Consider the following 22253-nt stretch of genomic DNA (forward strand, 5'->3'; position numbering starts at 1 on the left):
TCAGGCCTTGCCGCGACTTGGCGACGACAGTGCTCTGTCGCTTTCTGCAGCGATAAAGTCGAGGATCTCGATAACCGGCGCGCAGTCGGCATAGTCCGCGCGAATGGCGGCCGCATTGGCGCGAACCGATTCCGGCCCTTCGAAGATCTGCTTGTAGGCGCGGCGAACCACGTGGATCGTCGCACGCTCGATGCCCGCCCGGGTCATGCCGACCACGTTAAGCCCGCTCAGAACGCCGGGATTGCCGTTGAGCATGCCATAGGGAATGACGTCGTAGCTTACGGCAGAGAGACCGCCGATGAACGCCTGCCGCCCGATGCGTGTGAACTGGTGCACGGCACAGCCGCCGCCGAGGATCGCACGGTCCTCGATCGTCACATGGCCGGCCAGCAGCACGTTGTTCGACATGATGATGTTGTTGCCGAGGCGGCAATCATGCGCCACATGCGAATAGGCGAGGAACAGATTGTTGTTGCCGACGATCGTGGCGCCGCCATATTCGACGGTTCCCGCATTCATCGTCACACCTTCGCGGATGGTGCAGTTTTCACCGATCTGTAGCGTGGTGTCGACCGTGCTGTGATGCACGCTTTGCGAATCTCCGCCAATGACGGCATTCGGGAAAATCTTGGAGCCCTTGCCGACCGTCGTGCGGCCGGCGACGACGACGTGGCTCATGAGTTCCATATCGTCGCCGAGAACGACTTTCGGCCCGATGTAGCAAAACGGGCCGATTTTGACGTTTTCGCCGATGACCGCCCCATCTTCGATGATCGAGGACGGGTGGATCTTCGCTGTTGCTGCAATCATGTTCAAGCGTCTTCCGTGCTGACTATCATCGCGCCGATATCAGCTTCCGCGACAAGTTGCCCGTCAACTTTTGCGTCACAGTGAAACTTCCAGATATTGCCGCGCTGTTTCTGCTTCACGACATGGAACTCGACACGGTCGCCCGGCACAACCGGCTTGCGGAAACGCGCATTGTCGATGGTCATGAAGTAGACGAGGTTGGTGCCCGAAGCGGTCTTGCGCGCGCAGATCGCGCCCGCCGTCTGTGCCATGCCTTCAATCAAGAGGACACCCGGCATGATCGGCTTTTCCGGGAAATGGCCGGTAAAGTGCGGCTCATTCGCCGAGACGTTCTTGATGCCGATCGCCGAATTGTCACCGTCGATCTCGATGATCCGGTCGACGAGCAGGAAGGGGTAGCGATGCGGGAGAAGCTTCAGGATCTCCTGAATATCCGCCGTACCGAGAACCGTTGCCGCCTCACTCATTCGTGCCACCCTTCTTTTTCTGTCTGTCACTTGCGCGCAGGGCCATTTCGGCGACATCGCGCAGGAAATCGCGCATGGGGCGCGCTGGAATACCGCCATAGCGTTCGCCCGCCGGGACGTCGCTTGCAACGCCGCTCATCGCGGCAATCTGGACACCGTCGCCCACGGTGATGTGACCGTTGACGCCGCTGCCACCGCCGATCATCACGCCATCACCAATCCTGGTGCTGCCGGCGATACCGACCTGGCTGACGATGCCGCAATAACGGCCGATTCGGACGTTGTGGCCGATCTGTACAAGGTTGTCGATCTTCGTGCCTTCGCCGATGACCGTATCATCCATCGTGCCACGGTCGATCGTCGTGTTTGCACCGATCTCGACATGGTCCTGGATGATCACGCGTCCGACCTGAACGATCTTGATCATTCCACCCTTGGGGCCTGGCGCGTAGCCGAACCCATCCTGGCCGATCCGGGCACCCGGGTGAATGATGACGCTATTGCCGACAAGGGCACAGAGAACGCTTGCGCCCGCCGCGATCGTGCAGTCTCGGCCAATGCGAACGCCTGGCCCGATAACGACACCCGCGGCAATTCTCGTTCCGCTGCCTATTTCGGCGCCGGCCCCAATCACTGCCATCGGCTCGACTTCAACCCCCTCTTCAAGGCGGGCCGTCGGATCGACGAAGGCAGCCGGCGAGACACCGCCGAGGCTGGTGTTGCGCGACGGGCGCATTGCCACCTCGTGCAACAGCGTACCTGCGAGCGCAAAGGCCGTATGCGGCCTTGCAGTCAAGAGAATGGGGATATGAGGCGGGACGAGCGGAGCGATCGTCTTATCGCAGATGATAGCGGACGCCTGGCAGCTTTCCAACTCGGCGCGGTATTTGCGCGAAAGCATGTAGCAGACATCGCCGGGCTTTGCCCGGTTGACGGGTGCTACCGAATGGATAGCGCGATCGGCCGCCGCGCCATCGTTGAGCTCCGCCCCAATTTGATTCGCAAGGTCACCCAGACGAATCCCTTGATGGGGCGGAAAAAACCAGTTCTGTTCCATGGACACTCCAGAACAATCTACTTTCGGCAGTTCTGGACTGCTTCTTTATCAGAACGACGAGGAAATACCGAACTTCAGGTTCTGAACCTTGTCGAAATCTTCCTTCGCGATCGGCCAAGCGTAGTCGACACGCAGCGGACCGAACGGCGAAGCCCAGATCAAGCCGATACCCACCGATGCGCGCAGCGAGGAGTCGTTACCCTGTACCGTTTCAGAGGGAAGCATCGCGACCTTGTTGCTATAGAGCGTGCCCGCATCTGCGAAGACCGCACCGCGGAAGCCACTGTCACGCGGAATGCCCGGCAGCGGGAACGTCGCTTCGGCTGAAGCCGTGAAATAGGTGGTGCCACCAAGTGCATCGCCCGTTGCTTGGTCGCGCGGACCGATACCATTGCGCTCGAAGCCGCGAATATCGTTACTGCCGAGCTGGAACTGGTCAAAGACCTGCAGGTCACTGCCGGTCTCGAAGATATGACCAGCGCTACCAGCGAGCGAAGTAATGATGTCTGCCTCGTCGTTCACGGTGTAATACCACTTGGCCTTACCCGTCATCTTATAGAAATCAGAGTCTCCACCAAGGCCCGCGAACTCATGCGTAAACGTCGCCAAGATACCATCATGCGGCAGTTGCGCATCATCGAGCGTGTTATAGGTGATCGACTGCGATACCGACGAACGGACCCAGTTGCCACCTTCAACCGCCCGGACGTAAGGCGATGACAGCTCGGCAACATTACCGCTATAGTCGAACTGCGTGAAGTTATAGCGCAGCGTGGTCGACAGGTTTTCGGTAATCGGCGCCGCTATGCGCAGGCTGAAGCCTTGATCCTCATAGCTGTAGTTTTCGTCATCAAAATCATTTTCGTTCTTGAAGACGTCGAAGCCGGCGGCCAGACGGTAGCCGAGGAAATACGGCTCGGTGAACGAAACGTTGTAGGTACGGCTCTCATCACCGCGCCCTGCAGCCAAGCGGATGTACTGGCCGCGACCCAGGAAGTTCTTTTCCTCGATCGAAGCTTCGACAAGGAAGCCGCCGCCGCTGCCAGCAGAGTAGCCAGCACCGATACCAAACGAACCGGTCGACTGATCCTGTACGTCAACGATAACCACGACGCGGTCGGCAGCGCTGCCCGGAGCCGTCGAGACATTGACAGTCGAGAAGTAGCCCAGAGCCTCAAGGCGACGTTTGGCGCGCGCAATCATTTCCTGGTTGAAGGCATCGCCTTCGCCCATGTCGAACTCGCGGCGGATGACGTAGTCGCGGGTGCGGGTGTTACCGCGAATTTCGATGCGCTCGACGTATGCCCGCTCACCCTGGTCGACGAGGTAGTCGACGGCAATCGTATGGTTGCCCAGGTCACGGTTACCGCGCGGCGTTACGCGGGCAAACGGGTAGCCAGCCGAAGCGACGCGCTTCGAGATCTCGCTCATCGTTTCCTGAATGTCCTTGGCCTTATAGACCGAGCCTTCGCGGCTAAGAACGACGCCCTTCAGCGATTCGGCATCCACACCTTCAACCGTCGATTCGACAGTCACCGCACCGAAATCGTAGCGCGGACCTTCCTCGACAGTGATCGTCACCGTGTATTCGTTGGTCGCCTCGTTGAGAGAGGCTTCGGACGACATGACCTGGAAGTCGGCGTAACCGCGGTTGTAGTAGAACTGGCGCAGCAGCTCTTCGTCCGCGCGCAGCTTGTCCGGATTGTAGACGTCCTTGCGGGTCAGGAACGAGAAGATGCCCGATTCTTTGGTTGCAATGATGGATTGCAGACGGCCATCGCTGTAGGCTTCGTTGCCGACGAAATTGATCTGCGAAATCTTGGTGCGCTCGCCTTCATTGATGACGAAAGCAAGATTGACGCGACCCTCAGCTATCGGAACAACCTGAGTCGTCACAGTGATATCGCTGCGACCGATCGCTGCGTAAGCGTCCTTGATCGACTGGATATCCGTTTCAACGGTCGCCTCACTATAGGGGCCGAGCGGCTGTGTGCGGACGATGCCCTGAAGCTTGTCATCCTTGATCTTGCGGTTGCCGTTGAAAACAACCTGGTTGATCAACTGATTCTCGCTGACGGTTACGACAAGCGTACCGCCCGCAACATTGATGCTGACGTCGGAGAAATAGCCAGTCGCGTAAAGACGCTTCACGGAAGCATCGATATCTGCGTTGCTGAAGCTCTTACCTGGAACAATCGTGATGTTCGCACGCACCGTTTCAGCGCTGACGCGCGTGGCACCGCGGACTTCAACACGACTGATGGTCGCGGCCTCTGCGACGGAAGCGCCTGCGAGCAACCCAACACCAGCGCCAGAAACCACCATACTCGTGGACAGCGCAAACGCCGACACCGCGTTCAAAAACCTTGAACCAGCTTTCATGTTCAAATCTTACCTTTTCCCAACGTCGCGCGGCAATTTCGTGCCGACTCCGGTCACGGTTGCCGTTTTACCCGCTTTTCCCATACAAGCAAGCCAGCTCGTTAATTTCTGTTTACTTCAATTCGAACCGTGGCTTAACGGCCACTACAGATTCGACTTATCGTAAACAAATCCTTGCTGCACAAGCCATTGAAACCCAATCGTTCACAGTATCGGTCGTCGTTCCCTCTGAACGCTCCGCGGCCGAACGCTAGCCGAAGAACATCGAAATGTCGTTCCAGGTCGCAAAAACCATGAGCATGAGCACCATGGCAAAGCCGATCCGATAAGCGACATCCTGCGCGGCAGCTCCAACCGGCTTTCCGCGCAAGGCCTCAACCGCATAGAACATCAGGTGGCCGCCATCAAGCACCGGAACGGGCATGAGGTTAAGCAATCCTATGGAAACTGACAGGACAGCTGCAAGCTGCAGCACGGCAGCCACACCCAGCGTCGCCATTTGGCCCGAAGCCTGGGCGACACGAATAGGACCGCCCAGCTGATCCGCCTTCATACGCCCCGTTACCAGATTCGCCAGATAGTCGAATGTGCCGGTGACGATGTGCCAGCTTTGCAGCGCACCCTGCCCGATGGCTTCGATCGGCCCGTAGGTAACAAGACGGAAATTGCCGGCATCCTGGTCGGTGACGATACCGATGATTCCGACCTCCATCTTGTTGCCGAACTGGTCCGATATTTCGGTCCGTTCGGGTACCATGGGAAGATCCAGAAATGCACCGTCACGCTCGATCCGGATCTTGATCTCCAGCTCTGGCCGAACGCTCACATAGCGGCGCACATCGTCGAAGGTCGCGACCGGCGTTCCGTCAATGGCGATCAGCCGATCACGCGGAAGAATGCCAGCCTTGTCGGCAGCACTGTTCTCCTTCACCTGAGCGACGACCGGGTCCGCCACCGAACGTCCGTAAACGGCGAAGAGAACGGCAAAAATGGCGATGGCAAGGATGAAGTTGGCGATCGGGCCCGCGGCAACTGTCGCCGCACGCTTCCACAGCTTGGCCCCCAGGAAGGTTCGCGACCGTTCTTCGGGCGAGATCGCCTCCAGCCGCTTGTAATCCGGCGTGCTGGCCGCGTCTTCATCGCCATAGAACTTGACGTAGCCGCCAAGCGGTACGGCGCAGAATTTCCACCGGGTGCCACGCTTATCGGTCCATCCGAGCAGTTCCGGCCCGAAACCGACCGAGAATGCAAGGATCCGAATGCCCGACCAGCGGCCAACGAGGTAGTGTCCCATTTCGTGCACGAAGACCAAAAGGGTCAGCACCAACAGGAAGGGAACGATGTAACCGGTCACGAATTGCAGGGCATCAAGCAGATACGACATGAGTTTTCCTTAAGTGCCTGCCGGCAGCATTACAGGCCGAGGAGGACCGACCCAAAGGCGATCTGACGCCCCTCGCTGAGGATATACTGTACCAGGACCAAGACCAGCGTGGCGATGCAGGCGAATATCAGACCATCGACCCGATCCATGACCCCACCATGCCCAGGAATGAGATGGCTCGAATCCTTGACGCCAAATCGGCGCTTTATGAAGGATTCGAAGAGGTCTCCGATCTGGCTCGCGACGGAGAGAACCAGCGCCACCGCTGGGACACGCAGATCTTGCAGCGGAAAATATGCCATAAAAACGGCAGTGCCTGCCAAAATACCTGAAATCGTCCCGCCAATGGCGCCCGACCAGGTCTTGCCGGGCGAAATACGCGGCGCGAGCTTGGGTCCCCCGATCGCTCGGCCAACGAAGTAGGCAAGAATATCGGTTCCCCAAACGACCGCGAAGACGAACAAGGTCGCAATCAGGCCGGCCTGATCAATCCCGCGCAGGGCCGCCAGCGAGATGCCGGTCAATCCTGCGTAGACGATGCCGCCAGGCAACCACCAGCTGCCCTTCTTGAGCGATACCCAAAGCACTGCGACAACGACGGCAATGAGCAGGGCCGGCAGACTGTAGCCAATGTAACCGAGAAGAATGAGCGCCGCGATTGTCGCCAGCGACAGCCAACCGAAAGCGTTTCCCTGAAAATCGCGTTCCGGAAGACCGGTAATCGTCGACCATTCGTAATAGACGAGCAGCGCGATCAGAACCGAAAGCAGCTGGAAGGCCAAGCCACCGAACCAGGTCGCACCGAGGGCTACCGCCGCGAGCACCACTCCCGAAGCGATGCGAAGCTTGAGTTCTGTTTGCATTACGAACCAACCGCTAACGTCGGCTGCGCCAGACCGCCGAAGCGACGCTCGCGGCAGGCGAATTTCTCGAGCGCCGACAGAAACGTCTCACGCGTGAAGTCTGGCCAAAGCTCCGGAACGAACAGCAGTTCCGAATAGGCGCCCTGCCAAAGAAGAAAGTTTGAAAGCCGCTCCTCGCCGCTGGTGCGAAGAATGAGATCCGGATCGGGAATACCCGCCGTATCGAGCGATGCGGCGATGCGTTCCGGCGTGATGTCCTCTGGCCGCAGACGGCCCTCGGCGACATCGGTTGCCAGGCGCCGCATGGCGCGCGTCAGCTCGTCACGCGCACCGTAGTTGAAGGCGATCACCAGCGTGATGCCGGTGTTCGCACTCGTCGTCTCCTCGGCCTCGATCAGTAGCGGCAGGATATCGCCGCGCAGATTCGATCGCTCCCCGATGATCCGGATGCGAACATTCTCGCGGTGCAAATCGGCAAGATCACGGCGAATGAAGGCTTTGAGCAAGCCCATCAGATCCGTCACCTCGGCCTGCGGCCTGTTCCAGTTTTCGGACGAGAACGCAAAAAGCGTGAGGTAGCGGACACCCGCTTCGGCTGCCGTCTTCACCGCATCACGCACCGCTTCAACACCTTTGCGGTGTCCCATCGTGCGCGGCAGTCCGCGCGCGTTCGCCCAGCGCCCGTTGCCATCCATGATGATGGCAACGTGTTCCGGAACGGTGATCGGGATGAGTTTTTGCATAAGGCGTCCGCGAAAGGAGACTCAGGATCAAGAGCAGATCAGACCTGCATGATTTCCTTTTCCTTATCGGCGAGCAAGCGGTCGATATCGGAAATCGTTTCATCGGTCATCTTTTGCACCCGCTCGGACTGAGCACGGCTGATATCCTGCCCGATGTCGCCATCCTTTTCGGCTTTTTTCAGGTCGTCCATGCCATCACGGCGAACGTGGCGGACGGCGACCTTGGCCTTTTCGGCATAGTCGTGCGCAACCTTGACCAGCGACTTGCGGCGCTCTTCGTTGAGTTCCGGCAGCGGAATGCGCAAATTCTGGCCGTCGATGATCGGGTTCAGGCCGAGGTTCGATTCGCGGATGCCGCGATCGACGGCGCCGACCATCTGCTTGTCCCAGACCGAAACGGACAGCATGCGCGGTTCCGGCACGGTGATGTTTGCCACCTGATTGAGCGGAACGCGCGAGCCGTAAGCTTCAACGGTCACCGGGTCGAGAACATTTGCCGACGCGCGGCCGGTGCGCAGCGATGCAATATCGCTCTTGAATGCGGAGATCGCGCCGTCCATGCGACGCTTCAGTTCCTTCAGGTCTACACCTTCACTCATGGTTGGAAACTCCCGTTCTGTCTTTCATCCGCAGATAGCCGTCTTGCAGCTCTTAATTGTCTGTGACGATGGTGGCGCGGCCGCCACCGGTCAATATTTCGGTGAAGCCGCCCTTTTCGTGGATCGAGAAGACCACGATCGGAATGGCGTTCTCGCGCGCGAGCGCCACTGCCGCCACGTCCATCACCGCGAGGCCCTTTTCCAGGACCGCACTGTGGGTCAGGCGGTCGAAGCGCGTGGCCGTCGGATCCTTCTTCGGATCGGCTGAATAGATGCCGTCGACCTGTGTACCCTTGAAGATCGCCTGAGCGCCCATTTCGGCTGCGCGCAGGGCGGCTGCAGAATCGGTCGTGAAGAACGGATTGCCCGTCCCGCCTGCAAAGATCACCACGCGTCCGAGCGACAGATGGTGGAGCGTTGCACGCTGCGAGAAGCTCTCGCAGATTTCCGGCATCGCGATTGCCGAGAGCACCACGGTGTCGATGTCGAGCTTGCGCAGAGACGTCGCCAGGGCGAGCGCGTTGATGACGGTTGCCAGCATGCCCATGTGGTCGCCGGTCACCCGGTCGCCGCCCTTGGAGGCAACGGCGACGCCGCGGAAGATGTTGCCGCCGCCGACGACGACGCCCACTTCGACGCCCATGGCGCGTGCTTCGGCAATATCGGCGGCAATGCGGTCGGCAACCGCCACATCGATGCCGAAGCCCTGGCTTCCCATCAGGGCTTCACCGGAAGCTTTGAGTAGAACACGCTTGTAGATTGGCTCGGCCGGCATCATCGCTCCTGAACAGATCGGTACGCGTGCACGCGAAAAGGCGCGCTGCGTATAAGGACATATTGCGCTACCCGGTTTCAACCGCTGCGGAGCATTTTCCGGCGGGTCCGGCGCATTGACGAAGCCGGATACACGAAGGGCACCGCGTTGTCACGCGATGCCCCACGGTTTTCCAAACAAGGGTGAAGAAATCAGCCCTTGGCGACAGCCGCAACTTCGGCTGCAAAGTCCGATTCTTCCTTCTCGACGCCTTCGCCGAGCAGAAGACGCGCCATGCCGGTCACTTCGATCGGGGCGCCAGCGAGCTTTTCAGCATCCTTGACGGCCTGGCCGACGGTGATTTCCGGGTTCATGACGAAGGCCTGCGACAGCAGGGCGACCTCTTCGAAGAACTTGCGCATACGGCCTTCGACCATCTTTTCGATGATGTTGTCCGGCTTGCCCGAAGCGCGCGACTGTTCGATGAACACGTTGCGCTCGCGCTCGGCGACAGCGGCGTCGACTTCGTCGGCGCGGATTGCCAGCGGGTTGGTGGCGGCAATGTGCATGGCGATCTGGCGACCGACCGAGAACAGAACTTCCTTGTCACCAACCGACTTCAGCGCGACGAGAACGCCGAGCTTGCCGATGCCGTCGCCGGCAGCGTTGTGGATGTAGGTGGCAACGACGCCGTCTTCGACCTTGAGCAGGGCTGCGCGGCGAAGCGTCATGTTCTCGCCGATCGTGGCGATCGCGTCCTTGATCGTGTCGTCGACCGACTTGCCGGTTGCCGGGTAGTTGGCGTTTGCAATGGCTTCGACAGAACCGTCGGTACCGAGCGCGACGTTGGCAACGCCACGAACGAGCTCCTGGAAGGCTTCGTTGCGGGCAACGAAGTCGGTCTCGGAGTTGATTTCGACGACAACGGCCTTGACGCCGCCGCTGACAATACCGATGAGGCCTTCAGCAGCCGTGCGGCCCGACTTCTTGTCGGCCTTGGCGATGCCCTTGGCACGCAGCCAGTCGATCGCAGCTTCCATGTCGCCGTTGGTTTCGGCGAGAGCCTTCTTGCAATCCATCATGCCTGCGCCGGTCTTTTCGCGCAGTTCCTTCACCATTGCTGCAGTTACACTCATCTTTTTGCCTCTTTGTCTGTTTGGCTGGCGCGCTGCCCGCAAGTGGCGCGGCACCAGGAGGTGTGGCAGGGGAATGGCTTGCGTATGTGACACCGTGATGAACGCGCCCACCGCTGTCGTGTCCGGGGCGCGGATCGCCGGCCCAAGCCGCTTCATCCCTCGCTGAAAAGAACAAGGCCGTTCAGACTTTTCATCACAAACGGCCTCGCCCCGACATTAGATTGGTGCGGCGGTCCGATGCCCGCCGCGCCGTCCGATCAGGCTTCGGAGGCTTCGTCGAGCGCCGGCTCGACCATAGCTTCAGCCGATGCGCCGAGATCGCGGCCCGATGCGCCCTGCTGACGGGCAATGCCGTCGATGGCGGCACGAGCGATGAGATCGCAGTAAAGAGCGATCGCACGCGAAGCGTCGTCGTTGCCCGGGATCGGGTAGTCGATCTGGTCCGGATCGCAGTTGGAGTCGATAACCGCAACAACCGGGATGCCAAGGCGCTTGGCTTCGTCGATTGCGATCGATTCCTTGTTGGTGTCGATGATGAACATCAGGTCCGGTGTGCCGCCCATATCGCGGATACCACCGAGAGCGCGGTTCAGCTTTTCGCGTTCGCGCTCGAGGTTCAGACGCTCCTTCTTCGTGAAGCCGGAAGCTTCCGAAGCGAGGATTTCGTCGAGCTTGCGCAGGCGCTGGATCGAGTTCGAAATCGTCTTCCAGTTGGTCATCATGCCGCCGAGCCAGCGAGCGTTGACGTAGTACTGGGCCGAACGCTTGGCAGCGTCAGCAATGATTTCCGAAGCCTGGCGCTTGGTGCCGACGAACAGGACGCGGCCGCCGTTGGCGACGGTGTCGCTAACGATCTGCAGGGCGCGCGACAGCATCGGAACGGTCTGTGCGAGGTCGATGATGTGAACGTTGTTACGATCGCCGAAGATGTAGGGCTTCATCTTCGGGTTCCAGCGGTGCGTCTGGTGGCCGAAGTGAACACCAGCTTCAAGCAGCTGGCGCATGCTAAAATCAGGCAATGCCATGCCTTTTCTCCTTTTCCGGTTGAACCTCCGCGAGACGTCGAGCTCATCTTTCGAAAAGCCCACCGGCGGAACGAACCGGATTTCTCCCGGAACATCCCATGCCTCACGTGTGGAATGGGCAGCCCCTTACCGGCAACTGCCCGACAAATCAAGACTTGAAGTCTGTTTTTGTCATATCGACTACTTGCATTCTTCCGATTTGAAGACTTCGAGATCCGCGAGCTTGCCGCTCAGCACGAAGTCGCCGTAGTCCATCGTCAGGTCGCGGGTGATGCCGTTTTCGTAGAGTTTGAACGACATGCGATAGATCGGCAGCGCGTCGCCACCCTTGTCGTCGTTGAAGTAGGAGATGGTGACCGGCCAATAATTCTCTGCGCCGAGCTTGCCGGCCTTGCCCGCATCCGGCTCATCGGGCGTCGGCTTGCGCGACTTGCCGACGAAGGTCGAGGTGATCAGCGTCTTGTCACCCGAATCGGAGCCATCGAAGATCCGTGCCTCGAAGAAGCTCTCACCTTTCTTGGCGCGATCGATGACTTCGACCATGTGCTCGGTCGGAAACCGGCTTGCCGCCAGCTCGACCTCACGCTTGTCCGGCGCAGTCAGCTCGACCTTGACGCCGGTCTTGTCGTCATGGGCCGTGCCGCGCACTTCCTTGTCGAGTTTTTCGTCGGTGAAGGAGCGGGTCAGAAAACGGAAGTTGCCCGTCTTCAGATCCTCGTAGGTGGTTGTCTGCTGGTCGGTCATGCGCGTCTCTTCGCCGGTATTAACCTGCGTCACGAAGCGGAAGCTGACCGTATATCCCTCGCAAGCCGATCCGTTGAACTCGTAGACCATGCGGCCGTACATGCCGGAAATGCCCGAGCGGTCGGAAGCATCCTTGAGCTCGAGATCGTAGACGGCTCGATGCGGCACGAGGACACTTGCGCTTGCCGCATCGATGCCCGCAACCGTCATAACAGCGAAGCAGGCGCTGCCCAAACTTGCGAGACCGAAGCCTTTACGAAACATCCGTTTCCTCCTGTTGGACTCGCCGGCAATGCTATAAACAAGCTTTCGGCAGAAGCGAGGCGTCACCACATTTAAATGCCAGCGCCCCGCAGCGATCCGGTCTGAATGCCGGATTTTAACACAAAAGACAACAACGGAGCTTTCCATGTCCGCAGAGATCGAAACGCGCCTCAAGGACCTCGGCGTCACCCTTCCCCAGGCAGCAGCCCCGGCGGCGAACTACGTGCCCTACGTCATCAGCGGCTCGATGCTCTACATCTCCGGACAGCTGCCGATGGAAGGCGGAAAGATCGCCGTCACCGGGCATGTGGGCAAGGACGTTGACGTCGCGGGCGCCCAGCGCGCCGCCGAACTCTGCGCCATCAATATTCTCGCACAGGCCAAATCCGCGCTTGGCGGCGACCTCGGCCGTATTCGCCGGCTGGTCAAGATCAACGGCTTCGTCGCCTCCACGCCCGAATTCATTGAACAGCACCTCGTGCTCAATGGTGCCTCCAACCTTCTGGCCAACGTCCTTGGTGACGCCGGCAAGCACGCGCGCGCTGCCGTCGGCATGGCCGCCCTGCCCTTCAATGCCGCCGTCGAGATCGACGCGGTCATCGAGATCGCTTGATCGGGTGCCGGGCATGACGGATATTTCCTGGCTGAAGGCTCAGCCGATCGCCCATCGCGGCTATCACGACATGAACAAGCAGGTGTGGGAAAATACACTTTCGGCGTTTTCCCGCGCGCTCGATGCCGGCTTTGCGATCGAATGCGATCTGCAATACACCGCCGACAGCGTGCCGGTGGTCTTTCACGACGACGATACAGAACGGTTGTGCGGCATCAAGGGTGACGTGCGATCGAGAACCGCCGGCGAACTCGGCCTGATGTCCATCGGCGGGACGAAGGACAAGGTTCCGACGCTGTCGCAGATGCTACGGCTCGTCAAAGGGCGGGTGCCGCTCGTCATCGAACTCAAGGGACGCAAGGACGACGACGAGGGATTTGCCGCAGCGGTCCTGGAAACGCTCGAAGACTACAAGGGCCATGTCGCCCTGATGAGCTTCGACCATTGGCTGCTCAAGGACCTGAAAGCGCTCGATGCGCCCTACCCGCTCGGGCTGACCGCCGAGGGTGCAAGGCCGGAAACTTTCTTCGTGCACGAGGAGGCCATGCAACTCGGCCTCGACTTCATCTCCTACCACTACGGCCATCTGCCGAACTCGTTCATTACCAAGGAACGGACGCTCGGCCGTACGATCATCACCTGGACCGTTCGCGACAGGCAGGCCGAAGAATACACCTACACCCATGCCGACCAGATGACCTTCGAGGGTTTCGACCCGCGGGAGGCATTGATTTCCTGAGCTCATGTCCGACGCCGTCACCATCCGCATAGCGCAATCCTTCTCCGAGATACCGGCGGCGCGCTGGAACATGCTTTCCGGCGCGGCGAAGGGGAAACGGGGCTCCGCCTATAACCCGTTCGTCTCGCATGCCTATCTCTCGGCGCTGGAGGAATCGGGCTCAGCCACCGCCAAGACCGGCTGGCTCGGCCAACACCTGCTGATGGAAAGCGCCGATGGCCAGCTTCAGGGCGCGCTCGTCTGCTATCTCAAGAGCCACAGCCAGGGCGAATATGTCTTCGATCATGGCTGGGCGGATGCGTTCGAGCGTGCCGGCGGCCGCTATTATCCCAAACTTCAAGGCTCCATTCCCTTCACGCCCGTAACCGGGCCGCGGCTCCTGACGGTTACGGGCCAAGACGGCTCGCCCGTGCAGGATGGGCTTGCGGCGGGCCTGAAGGAGCTAACACGACGGCACGATGCCTCATCTGCGCATGTAACCTTCGTGCGGGAATCGGAAATGCCGGTTTTCGAACGGGCCGGCTTTCTGCATCGCACCGACCAGCAGTTCCATTTCCTGAACGAAGGTTACGGATCCCATAGCGATTTCCTTGAGACGCTGGCATCCCGAAAGCGCAAGGCTCTGAAGAAAGAGCGCCGCACCGCACTCGAAAACGACATCACGATCGACTGGTTGACCGGCAGCGATCTGACGGAAGCGATCTGGGATCAATTCTTCGGGTTCTACATGGACACCGGCGGCCGCAAGTGGGGACGCCCCTATCTCACTCGCGCCTTCTATTCGCTGATCGGCGAGCGCATGGCGGACGACATCGTGCTGGTGATGGCACGGCGCAACGGCCGCTATATCGCCGGCGCGATCAACTTCATCGGCGGCGACGCGCTTTATGGCCGCCACTGGGGCTGCATCGAGGACCACCCTTTCCTGCACTTCGAAGTCTGCTATCACCAGGCCATCGATTTCGCCATCGCGAAGGGCCTCAAGCGCGTGGAAGCCGGTGCGCAGGGCGAGCACAAGCTCGCCCGCGGCTACATGCCGGTAACGACCCATTCGGCCCACTACATCAGCCATCCCGGTCTCGCCCGTGCGGTCTCGGACTATCTCGTTCGCGAGCGCAGGGACGTGGAGGAAACCGCCGAGTTTCTTGCAGAGCACGGTCCTTTCCGCAAAGGTGAGCGCCAGGACGATTGAACCGCTCTCCAGCGTTGGCCGGATCCAATCTACGAGGAAAAACAATGAGCGTTTACGACACCAACAATATCTTCGCGAAAATCCTGCGGGGCGAAATCCCGTCGCACCGGGTCTACGAGGACGATGCAACCATCGCCTTCATGGACGTGATGCCGCAAGCCGAAGGCCACATCCTCGTTGTCCCCAAGACCCCCTCCCGCAACTTGCTGGACGCCGACACAGCAAGCCTGCCGGCACTGATCACCGCCGTTCAGAAAATTGCCGTTGCCGCCAAAGACGCCTTCGACGCCGACGGGGTGACGATCATGCAGTTCAACGAGGCACCCGCCGGCCAGTCCGTCTTCCACCTGCACTTCCACGTCATCCCGCGGCGCCACGGCGTTCCGCTGAAACCGCATTCCGGCACGATGGAAGATGGTGCGGTGCTGGCCGCCAACGCCGAAAAAGTGCGCCAGGCGCTTTAGATGCAAATCTGACGGCCGCGTTAACAGCTGTCACCGGCTGCGCATTGCGTCTCTAAAAACCCAACCACCATAGCCCGGCGGCCAACGTTGCGATCGTTGTCGCTATCCCGATTGCCGGTTTGCGACCGAGCAGGAAGAATGCCGCCGCCCCAATCGCGACGGCTCCCAGGCGCAGCCACAGCGGCGACTGCTCGAGAACGCCTGTTGGGTAGAGAATGAGCTTGGCGATGACGGCTGCGACAAGCGCAGTCGCCACTGCCCTGACCCAGTTCAGCGCCTCGGAATCATCGCGCAACCGGTTCCCGGCGATCACGCCCAACCAGCGCCAGATGTCGGTCGCAAGCCAGCCGGCGATCGCAATGAACGCATAGGCCCACCAGCCGTCATGCCAAGTCATGCGCCGATCTCCCGGCGGCGGCGCCGCAGCCGTTCGACCGCCCAGGCCAGCGTGCCTCCACCGACACCCGCCAGTAGAATGTCGAATTCAGGGGCGAGCCAATAGAACAATGGGCCGGCCAAGAGACCGAACAGCAGCGCGATATAGACGACCGGATGGCGCGCCGAGTGCCAGATCGAGGCCAGGAAATAGATCGGCGTCAGGAAGAACAGACAGCCAGCGACGATCGGCGGAAAATTAGCGACGAAATGATAGACGATGGCGACCAGCACCATATTGGCCACCACAAGCGTGATGCCGAAGCCGGCGAAGAAGGCAACACGCTTGTCGCGCGGCACCGCCTGCACCTTCTCCATCGCGAAAACCCAGGCCGTGATCGCGACGAAATGCGACAGAAACAACAGGAGCCATGTCGGCGTCCTCGACGTGCGCAATTCGGGAATGAGCGCCGCAACCATCGGCATCAGGCGGACGGACGAGAGCGACACGGCCAGGAAGGCCGCCGCCAGGCTTGCACCGCTCATCATCGAGCTGACGAGAATGACCTTCGCCGGCAGCGCCCAAACCATGCCGGTCATGAAGACGACCTGCTGCGGTGGAATTCCAGCCTGAGCGGTCAGGGAGCAGAAGCCAACGAAGGACAGCATCAGGATAAAGGCCGGGAGGCTGAACAGGCCACGCATGCCGGTTAGAAACCAGACAACCGACGACTGGTCGTTTTCATCACTCTTCATCAGCCGTTCCGGAATTGCTTTCATTCAGAGAAACGCTGCCGGATGGGTCCATCCGGCAGCGCCAAACATCGTGTCCGGTCGGACTATTTCTTGCGTGGCACCTTCGGCACCGTCTTGCCTTTTCGCGGGCTCGCCTCGCTGGCAACCTTGCCTTCGGCGTCCGAAGACGACTTGGCTGCTGTCTTCTTCGGCTTGGCCTTCGGTGCGGGTTCAGCCCCGACGGCTTCCTTTTCCTCGGCCTTCTTCGGCTTGGCATTCTTCATCGCCGGGCGGGTCACTTCTGCCTTCGGCTTGATCGGCGCCGTTTCCGGCACGGCATCAAGCAGCAGCCCCTTGGTTCCGTCGGCCTTCGTGCCGATCGTCACGCGCAGTACGCCACCCTTCTTCAACTTGCCGAACAGAATTTCGTCTGCAAGCGGCTTCTTGATGTGCTCCTGGATGACGCGGGCGAGTGGCCGCGCACCCATCTTCTCGTCGTAGCCTTTCTCGGCAAGCCAGGCGATAGCGTCAGGCGCCAGGTCGAACGTGACGTTGCGTTCTGCGAGCTGAGTCTCGAGCTGCATGACGAACTTCTGCACGACCTGATGGATGACCGGCGTCGGCAGCGATGCGAACGGAATGACCGCATCGAGACGGTTGCGGAACTCGGGCGTGAACAGGCGGTTCAGCGCTTCCTCGTCCTCGCCGGTGCGCTTGGACGAGCCGAAGCCGATCGCAGCCCTTGCCATTTCCGAAGCGCCCGCATTGGTCGTCATGATCAGGATGACGTTGCGGAAGTCGATCTTCTTGCCGTTGTGGTCCGTGAGCGACCCATGGTCCATGACCTGCAGCAGAATGTTGAACAGGTCCGGATGCGCCTTCTCGATTTCGTCGAGCAACAGCACGCAATGCGGATGCTGGTCGACGCCATCGGTCAGAAGACCGCCCTGGTCGAAGCCGACATAGCCGGGAGGTGCACCAAGCAGCCGCGATACGGTGTGCCGCTCCATGTATTCCGACATGTCGAAACGCAGAAGCTCAACGCCGAGCGACGTTGCAAGCTGCTTGGCAACTTCGGTCTTACCGACGCCCGTCGGGCCCGAGAAGACGTAGCAACCGATCGGCTTGTTCGGTTCGCGCAACCCCGCACGGGCAAGCTTGATCGACGAGGCAAGCGCCTCAATCGCCAGATCCTGGCCGTAGACGACGGAACGCAGTTCCTTCTCGAGGTTCGCGAGCACCGCCTCGTCATCCTTGGAGACGGTCTTCGGCGGAATGCGGGCCATTGTCGCGATGGTCGCTTCGATCTCCCGCTCGGTGATCAGTTTGCGGCGCTTGCCGACCGGCAGCAGCATCTGGGCCGCACCGGATTCGTCGATCACGTCGATCGCCTTGTCCGGCAGCTTGCGGTCGTTGATGTAGCGGGCCGAAAGCTCGACCGCTGCCTTGATCGCCTCGTTCGAGTATTTCAGATGATGATAGTCCTCGAAGTACGGCTTCAGACCCTTCATGATCTCGATCGTATCGGCGATCGTCGGCTCGTTGACGTCGATCTTCTGGAAGCGACGCACCAGCGCGCGGTCCTTCTCGAAGAACTGCCGGTATTCCTTGTAGGTGGTCGACCCGATGCAGCGGATCGCGCCGGACGAAAGCGCCGGCTTCAACAGGTTCGACGCGTCCATCGCGCCGCCAGAGGTGGCACCAGCACCGATGACCGTATGGATTTCATCGATGAACAGCACCGCACCCGGGTAATCCTCAAGTTCCTTGACGACCTGCTTCAGGCGCTCTTCGAAATCGCCGCGATAACGCGTTCCGGCCAGCAGCGTCCCCATGTCGAGCGAGAAGATCGTCGCGTCCTGGAGCGCCTCCGGCACCTTCTTTTCGATGATACGCTTGGCAAGGCCCTCGGCGATCGCCGTCTTGCCAACGCCGGGGTCGCCAACATAGAGCGGATTGTTCTTCGAGCGACGGCAGAGAATCTGGATCGTGCGATTGACCTCGGCGTGGCGGCCGATCAGCGGGTCGATCTTGCCGGATTTCGCCTTTTCGTTCAGGTTGATGCAATAGGCCGTCAGGGCATCCTGCTGCTTCTTCGCGCTCGCCTCTTCGTTTTCACGCGCAGGTTTCTGCTCGGATTCGTGTTCCTCGGCCCCGCGCACCGGACGCGCCTCGGAGCTTCCCGGACGTTTGCCGATACCATGCGAGATGAAGTTGACCGCGTCGTAGCGCGTCATCTCCTGCTCTTGCAGGAAATAGGCGGCATGGCTCTCGCGCTCAGCGAAGATCGCAACGAGCACGTTTGCCCCCGTCACTTCCTCGCGTCCAGACGATTGAACGTGAATGACGGCCCGCTGGATGACACGCTGGAAACCGGCGGTCGGCTTGGAATCCTCGTCATAGCCGGTGATCAGGTTCGACAGTTCGTTGTCGACATAGTCTGTCACGGTCTTGCGCAGCGTCTCGAGATTGACGTTGCACGCGCCCATCACGGCCGCTGCATCGGCATCGTCGATCAATGCCAAAAGCAGATGTTCAAGCGTCGCATATTCGTGGTGGCGCTCGTTGGCAAAAGTCAGTGCCTGGTGCAGCGCCTTTTCGAGGCTGGGCGAAAATGTTGGCACGTTAGTTCCTCATTTCTTTTCCATGACGCATTGCAACGGATGCTGATGCTGGCGGGCGAAATCCATCACCTGCGTCACCTTCGTTTCGGCGACTTCGTACGTAAAGACGCCGCACTCCCCCACACCGTGATTGTGAACGTGGAGCATGATGCGAGTCGCCTCTTCCGGATTCTTCTGAAAAAAACGTTCCAGAATGTGGATGACAAACTCCATTGGTGTGTAATCGTCATTCAAAAGCAGAACGCGATACAAACTCGGCTTCTTGGTCTTCGGCTTGGTGCGCGTGATGACGGAGGTGCTGCGATTGCTGCCGCCTCCTTCGTCGTCGCTTCCTTGCTGCATCCGGACCGGCGTGGCGATCATTCGTGTCTTTTCCTTAGTACAAGCCGCGGATCCATCTGATGTGGCCGCAGCGTGCTTGCCCTTTATCTAATGGTTCGTTTCTAGATTTTAAGACCGAACCAACGCACTGCAATCATAATCGCACGGAGAAGCATAAGATTGATCAACTTTCTTCGATCCACCGCGAAGTGTCCAAAACAGCAAAAAGGCCGGTCGCAGTATCGGCGACCGGCCTTTCAATGACGGCAGTGATCCGTGGCTTTAGGCGGCAGCGGCGGCCTTGACCGCTGCGGTTGCCTTGGCAACCGGCGCCTCGTACGGCTTGTAGGCATCCTTGGCGAGGTCGGCATACATCTCGCCGATCTTCGTCGCCTCGGCGAAGAAGCCCTCGTAGCTCGACTTCAGGAAGTTGGTCTGCAGTTCGAAAGCCGTCTCGATGCTCTTGGCGCTGGAGAGCTTCTCCACGTGCGCAACGCTGTCTTCGAAGGACTTCTTGGAAAAATCGGCAGCCTCGGTCGCAATGGCCTGAAGGCCCTTGGTCCAAGCGGAATAGCTTTTCACAGCCACGTCAATGGCTTCTTTGCTTTTCTTGTTTGCATCATCGAAGTTGAACATCGGGTGTCTCCTTAGTGACGGCCTGATCTGGAGGCTTCAGTTTATGTGCACTGCACAAAAAGTCAAGTCGAGCGTGCAGCGCAATAAAACACAGTACTTGCAACAGCTTGATGAAAAAACGCCGCTGACGCTCAAATTTCTTCGGCTTTGCGCTCTGAAAAACGTGAAAGCATAGAAAAACCCGGCGCGATTGCTCGCCACCGGGTCATCCGAAATCGGTCGATCAGCGACTTAGAGGTCGATGTCGAGGATCGCCATGGAGAAGTTGTAGGACAGTTCGCCATCTTCTTCGTCGCGGAAGACGACGCCGAGGAATTCGTCACCGAGATAGACTTCAGCCGACTCGTCCTTCTTCGGGCGAGCCTTGACGACCATCGACTGGTTGAACGTGCGCTTGAGGTAGGCTTCAAGCTTGCGGATTTCTTCGGGCTTCAAATGTCTTCTCCGTAGCCGTTTTTGATGTGCGGCGCTTCTCGCACGCTGCATTGGCGGGTGTAAACCCCTCGAAAGCGGCTACGCACCGGTTCCCGATGGTTCAGATTTCGAAGCTGGTCAGGATCTGGTCCATCTGGCGCGACGGTTCGGAACACCCGGCTTCGCCGACGACCTTGGCCGGAACGCCGGCAACCGTCGTTTTCGGCGGCACCGGCTTCAGGACGACCGAGCCGGCGGCAATGCGCGAGCAGTGGCCGATGTGAATATTGCCGAGAATCTTGGCGCCCGCGCCGATCAGCACGCCGTCAGCGATCTTCGGATGACGGTCGCTGCCTTCCTTGCCGGTGCCGCCAAGCGTCACACCATGCAGGATCGAAACGTTGTCTCCGATGACAGCGGTCTCGCCGACGACCAGGCCGGTGGCGTGATCGAGGAAGATGCCGCGGCCGATCCGAGCCGCCGGATTGATATCGGTCTGGTAGACGCTGGATGCCCTGCTCTGCAGATAAAACGCGAAATCCCGGCGGCCGCGCTTCAAAAGCCAATGGGCGAGACGATGCGTCTGGATCGCGTGGAAGCCCTTGAAGTAAAGCACGGGCTCGAGGAATCGGGTGCAGGCCGGGTCACGATCGTAGACCGCCTGGATATCGACACGCAGGATCGTGCCCCATTCCGGCCAATCCTCCAGCATTTCGGCAAATGTCTGCCGCAGCAGGTTCGCCTGCAGATCGGGATGATCGAGGCGCTCGCAGATGCGGTAGATGACACTTTCTTCCAGCGAGTGCTGGTTGACGACCGTAGAGTAGAGGAAGGCGGCAAGCATCGGATCCTGCTCGGCGGCAAGGCGGGCCTCCTCGCGCAGGCTGCTCCAGATCGGATCCATCAACTTGAGGGATTCCGTCTGACGAAGTTCGGTGGTCGCGACCATCGTCGCACTCCTTCTCAATCGGTCTATGCCGTCAATATAGGGGAAATCCGGCGAGACATAAATGGCCTGGCCCCAGTTCGACCAAAGGTCGCAGACACACCTACGCTCGCCCCACCTCTTCGAGGAACTCGAGTACGGCCTTCTTGAACACCCGGTCACCGACCGCAAGCATATGGTCCCTGCCCGGAATATCAAGCGCGCGGGCGTCCGGCATCAGGTGCGCAAGTTCTTGCGGCGAGCCGGCGATATCGTCCTTGGTACCGACACCGATCAATGCCGGAATGTCGATGCGACCCATGTCCTCGGCGGTCAGAAGGTCGCGGGACGTCGATATACAGGCGGCCAGTGCCTGGCGATCGCTCTTGGTCTGGTCGGCGAAGGCGCGGAACATACGGCCGCGCGCATGTGTCACCACGTCGAGCGACGGTGCCGCGAGCGCGTCGGCGATCGGGTCCCAATCCCCGACCCCGGTTACCATGCCGATACCGAGGCCACCGAACACCAGCGAGCGCACGCGGTCGGGATGGGCCAACGCCAGGAATGCGGAGATGCGTGCGCCCATCGAGTAGCCCATCACATGCGCCTCGGCGATGCCGAGATGCCCCAGCAACGCAACCGCGTCGCCGGCCATCTGCTGGGGATGATAGAGCGCAGGGTCATAGGGCTTGCTGCTTTTCCCATGGCCGCGGTTGTCGAATGCGATCACCCGGTATCCGGCATCGCCAAGCGTCTTCAGCCAACCGGGAAAAACCCAATTGACATTGGCGCTCGAAGCAAAGCCGTGAATAAGCAGGATCGGCGCACCGGAAGGATCGCCCTCATCGAAGAAGGCGATATCCAGCCCTTCATGCGTGAAGTGCGAAAACGGCGGCGGATTGAGATCCATCATTCTAGTCCTTGAGGCGGTATCGGTTTGCCGCAACCTAATTTGTCACCCCGATCAGGGAAACCCCGAGCCGGCAA

The 22253-nt window shown here is 59.9% G+C and carries 24 protein-coding genes; 4 read left to right on the forward strand and 20 right to left on the reverse strand.

Annotation, left to right across the window (positions count from 1 at the left end; translation table 11 throughout):
• The 12 genes from lpxA to BC360_RS25665 all read right to left on the reverse strand — a co-directional run bounded on the left by lpxA (position 1) and on the right by BC360_RS25665 (position 12228).
• Positions 1 to 810, reverse strand: a complete 810-nt coding sequence (gene lpxA, locus BC360_RS25610) for an acyl-ACP--UDP-N-acetylglucosamine O-acyltransferase (RefSeq protein ID WP_083222728.1) — start codon at positions 808 to 810, stop codon at positions 1 to 3.
• A 2-nt stretch (positions 811 to 812) separates the two neighbouring features.
• Positions 813 to 1277: a 3-hydroxyacyl-ACP dehydratase FabZ gene (gene fabZ / locus BC360_RS25615; protein ID WP_025426827.1), complete on the reverse strand. Its 465-nt coding sequence runs from the start codon at positions 1275 to 1277 to the stop codon at positions 813 to 815.
• Entirely contained in the window at positions 1270 to 2334 is a 1065-nt protein-coding gene (gene lpxD, locus BC360_RS25620) for a UDP-3-O-(3-hydroxymyristoyl)glucosamine N-acyltransferase (RefSeq protein ID WP_065781198.1), read from the reverse strand. The genes fabZ and lpxD overlap by 8 nt, the downstream gene beginning before the upstream one ends.
• 48 nt (positions 2335 to 2382) lie before the next feature.
• Positions 2383 to 4716 carry an outer membrane protein assembly factor BamA gene (bamA, locus tag BC360_RS25625; protein WP_065797324.1) on the reverse strand — a complete coding sequence of 778 codons (2334 nt, stop codon included), beginning with the start codon at positions 4714 to 4716 and terminating at the stop codon, positions 2383 to 2385.
• 250 nt (positions 4717 to 4966) lie between these two features.
• Positions 4967 to 6100: an RIP metalloprotease RseP gene (rseP, locus tag BC360_RS25630; RefSeq protein WP_065781200.1), complete on the reverse strand. Its 1134-nt coding sequence runs from the start codon at positions 6098 to 6100 to the stop codon at positions 4967 to 4969.
• Positions 6101 to 6129: 29 nt separating this feature from the next.
• Complete coding sequence (locus BC360_RS25635; protein ID WP_065781201.1) at positions 6130 to 6963, reverse strand: phosphatidate cytidylyltransferase; 834 nt, start codon at positions 6961 to 6963, stop codon at positions 6130 to 6132.
• Positions 6963 to 7706 carry an isoprenyl transferase gene (locus BC360_RS25640; RefSeq protein WP_065781202.1) on the reverse strand — a complete coding sequence of 248 codons (744 nt, stop codon included), beginning with the start codon at positions 7704 to 7706 and terminating at the stop codon, positions 6963 to 6965. Before BC360_RS25640 ends, BC360_RS25635 begins: the two co-directional genes overlap by 1 nt.
• 38 nt (positions 7707 to 7744) lie before the next feature.
• Positions 7745 to 8305 carry a ribosome recycling factor gene (frr, locus tag BC360_RS25645; RefSeq protein WP_065781203.1) on the reverse strand — a complete coding sequence of 187 codons (561 nt, stop codon included), beginning with the start codon at positions 8303 to 8305 and terminating at the stop codon, positions 7745 to 7747.
• 52 nt (positions 8306 to 8357) lie between these two features.
• On the reverse strand, positions 8358 to 9080 hold the full coding sequence (pyrH, locus tag BC360_RS25650; RefSeq protein WP_065781306.1) for a UMP kinase: 723 nt from the start codon (positions 9078 to 9080) through the stop codon (positions 8358 to 8360).
• Positions 9081 to 9271: 191 nt separating this feature from the next.
• A complete protein-coding gene (gene tsf / locus BC360_RS25655; protein WP_065781204.1) occupies positions 9272 to 10195 on the reverse strand; it encodes a translation elongation factor Ts in 924 nt (307 codons plus the stop codon).
• A 257-nt stretch (positions 10196 to 10452) separates the two neighbouring features.
• Positions 10453 to 11220, reverse strand: coding sequence for a 30S ribosomal protein S2 (rpsB, locus tag BC360_RS25660; protein ID WP_053247295.1), 768 nt, complete (start codon positions 11218 to 11220; stop codon positions 10453 to 10455).
• Positions 11221 to 11400: 180 nt separating this feature from the next.
• On the reverse strand, positions 11401 to 12228 hold the full coding sequence (locus BC360_RS25665) for a cell envelope integrity EipB family protein (RefSeq protein ID WP_065781205.1): 828 nt from the start codon (positions 12226 to 12228) through the stop codon (positions 11401 to 11403).
• Positions 12229 to 12373: 145 nt separating this feature from the next.
• On the opposite strand from BC360_RS25665, the gene BC360_RS25670 reads away from it, so the two are divergent.
• Genes BC360_RS25670 through BC360_RS25685 form a run of 4 tightly spaced genes read left to right on the forward strand, consistent with a single transcriptional unit; the run spans position 12374 to position 15236 of the window.
• Positions 12374 to 12841, forward strand: coding sequence for a RidA family protein (locus BC360_RS25670; protein ID WP_025426816.1), 468 nt, complete (start codon positions 12374 to 12376; stop codon positions 12839 to 12841).
• A 13-nt stretch (positions 12842 to 12854) separates the two neighbouring features.
• The gene (locus BC360_RS25675) at positions 12855 to 13580 is read left to right on the forward strand and encodes a glycerophosphodiester phosphodiesterase (RefSeq protein WP_065781206.1); all 726 of its coding nucleotides are present in this window, start codon (positions 12855 to 12857) and stop codon (positions 13578 to 13580) included.
• A 4-nt stretch (positions 13581 to 13584) separates the two neighbouring features.
• Positions 13585 to 14772, forward strand: coding sequence for a GNAT family N-acetyltransferase (locus BC360_RS25680; RefSeq protein ID WP_065797326.1), 1188 nt, complete (start codon positions 13585 to 13587; stop codon positions 14770 to 14772).
• Between the two features lie 44 nt (positions 14773 to 14816).
• Positions 14817 to 15236: an HIT family protein gene (locus tag BC360_RS25685; RefSeq protein ID WP_065781208.1), complete on the forward strand. Its 420-nt coding sequence runs from the start codon at positions 14817 to 14819 to the stop codon at positions 15234 to 15236.
• A 52-nt stretch (positions 15237 to 15288) separates the two neighbouring features.
• Here BC360_RS25685 and BC360_RS25690 read toward each other — a convergent pair whose 3' ends face one another.
• From BC360_RS25690 to BC360_RS25725, 8 genes are all read right to left on the reverse strand, one after another.
• A complete protein-coding gene (locus tag BC360_RS25690) occupies positions 15289 to 15633 on the reverse strand; it encodes an AzlD domain-containing protein (RefSeq protein WP_065781209.1) in 345 nt (114 codons plus the stop codon).
• Entirely contained in the window at positions 15630 to 16367 is a 738-nt protein-coding gene (locus BC360_RS25695) for an AzlC family ABC transporter permease (protein WP_065797422.1), read from the reverse strand. The genes BC360_RS25690 and BC360_RS25695 overlap by 4 nt, the downstream gene beginning before the upstream one ends.
• A gap of 83 nt (positions 16368 to 16450) precedes the next feature.
• Complete coding sequence (gene clpA, locus BC360_RS25700) at positions 16451 to 18970, reverse strand: ATP-dependent Clp protease ATP-binding subunit ClpA (RefSeq protein WP_065781211.1); 2520 nt, start codon at positions 18968 to 18970, stop codon at positions 16451 to 16453.
• A gap of 9 nt (positions 18971 to 18979) precedes the next feature.
• Positions 18980 to 19333: an ATP-dependent Clp protease adapter ClpS gene (gene clpS / locus BC360_RS25705; RefSeq protein WP_053247287.1), complete on the reverse strand. Its 354-nt coding sequence runs from the start codon at positions 19331 to 19333 to the stop codon at positions 18980 to 18982.
• Positions 19334 to 19573: 240 nt separating this feature from the next.
• Positions 19574 to 19927, reverse strand: a complete 354-nt coding sequence (locus BC360_RS25710; RefSeq protein ID WP_065797328.1) for a phasin family protein — start codon at positions 19925 to 19927, stop codon at positions 19574 to 19576.
• Positions 19928 to 20158: 231 nt separating this feature from the next.
• Positions 20159 to 20362, reverse strand: coding sequence for a DUF3126 family protein (locus BC360_RS25715; RefSeq protein WP_003535016.1), 204 nt, complete (start codon positions 20360 to 20362; stop codon positions 20159 to 20161).
• Between the two features lie 100 nt (positions 20363 to 20462).
• On the reverse strand, positions 20463 to 21290 hold the full coding sequence (cysE, locus tag BC360_RS25720; RefSeq protein WP_065781213.1) for a serine O-acetyltransferase: 828 nt from the start codon (positions 21288 to 21290) through the stop codon (positions 20463 to 20465).
• Between the two features lie 100 nt (positions 21291 to 21390).
• Entirely contained in the window at positions 21391 to 22176 is a 786-nt protein-coding gene (locus tag BC360_RS25725; protein WP_065797423.1) for an alpha/beta fold hydrolase, read from the reverse strand.
• Positions 22177 to 22253: the final 77 nt, after the last annotated feature.

The sequence above is a fragment of the Ensifer sp. LC163 genome, from assembly GCF_001695855.1.
Lineage (GTDB): Bacteria > Pseudomonadota > Alphaproteobacteria > Rhizobiales > Rhizobiaceae > Ensifer.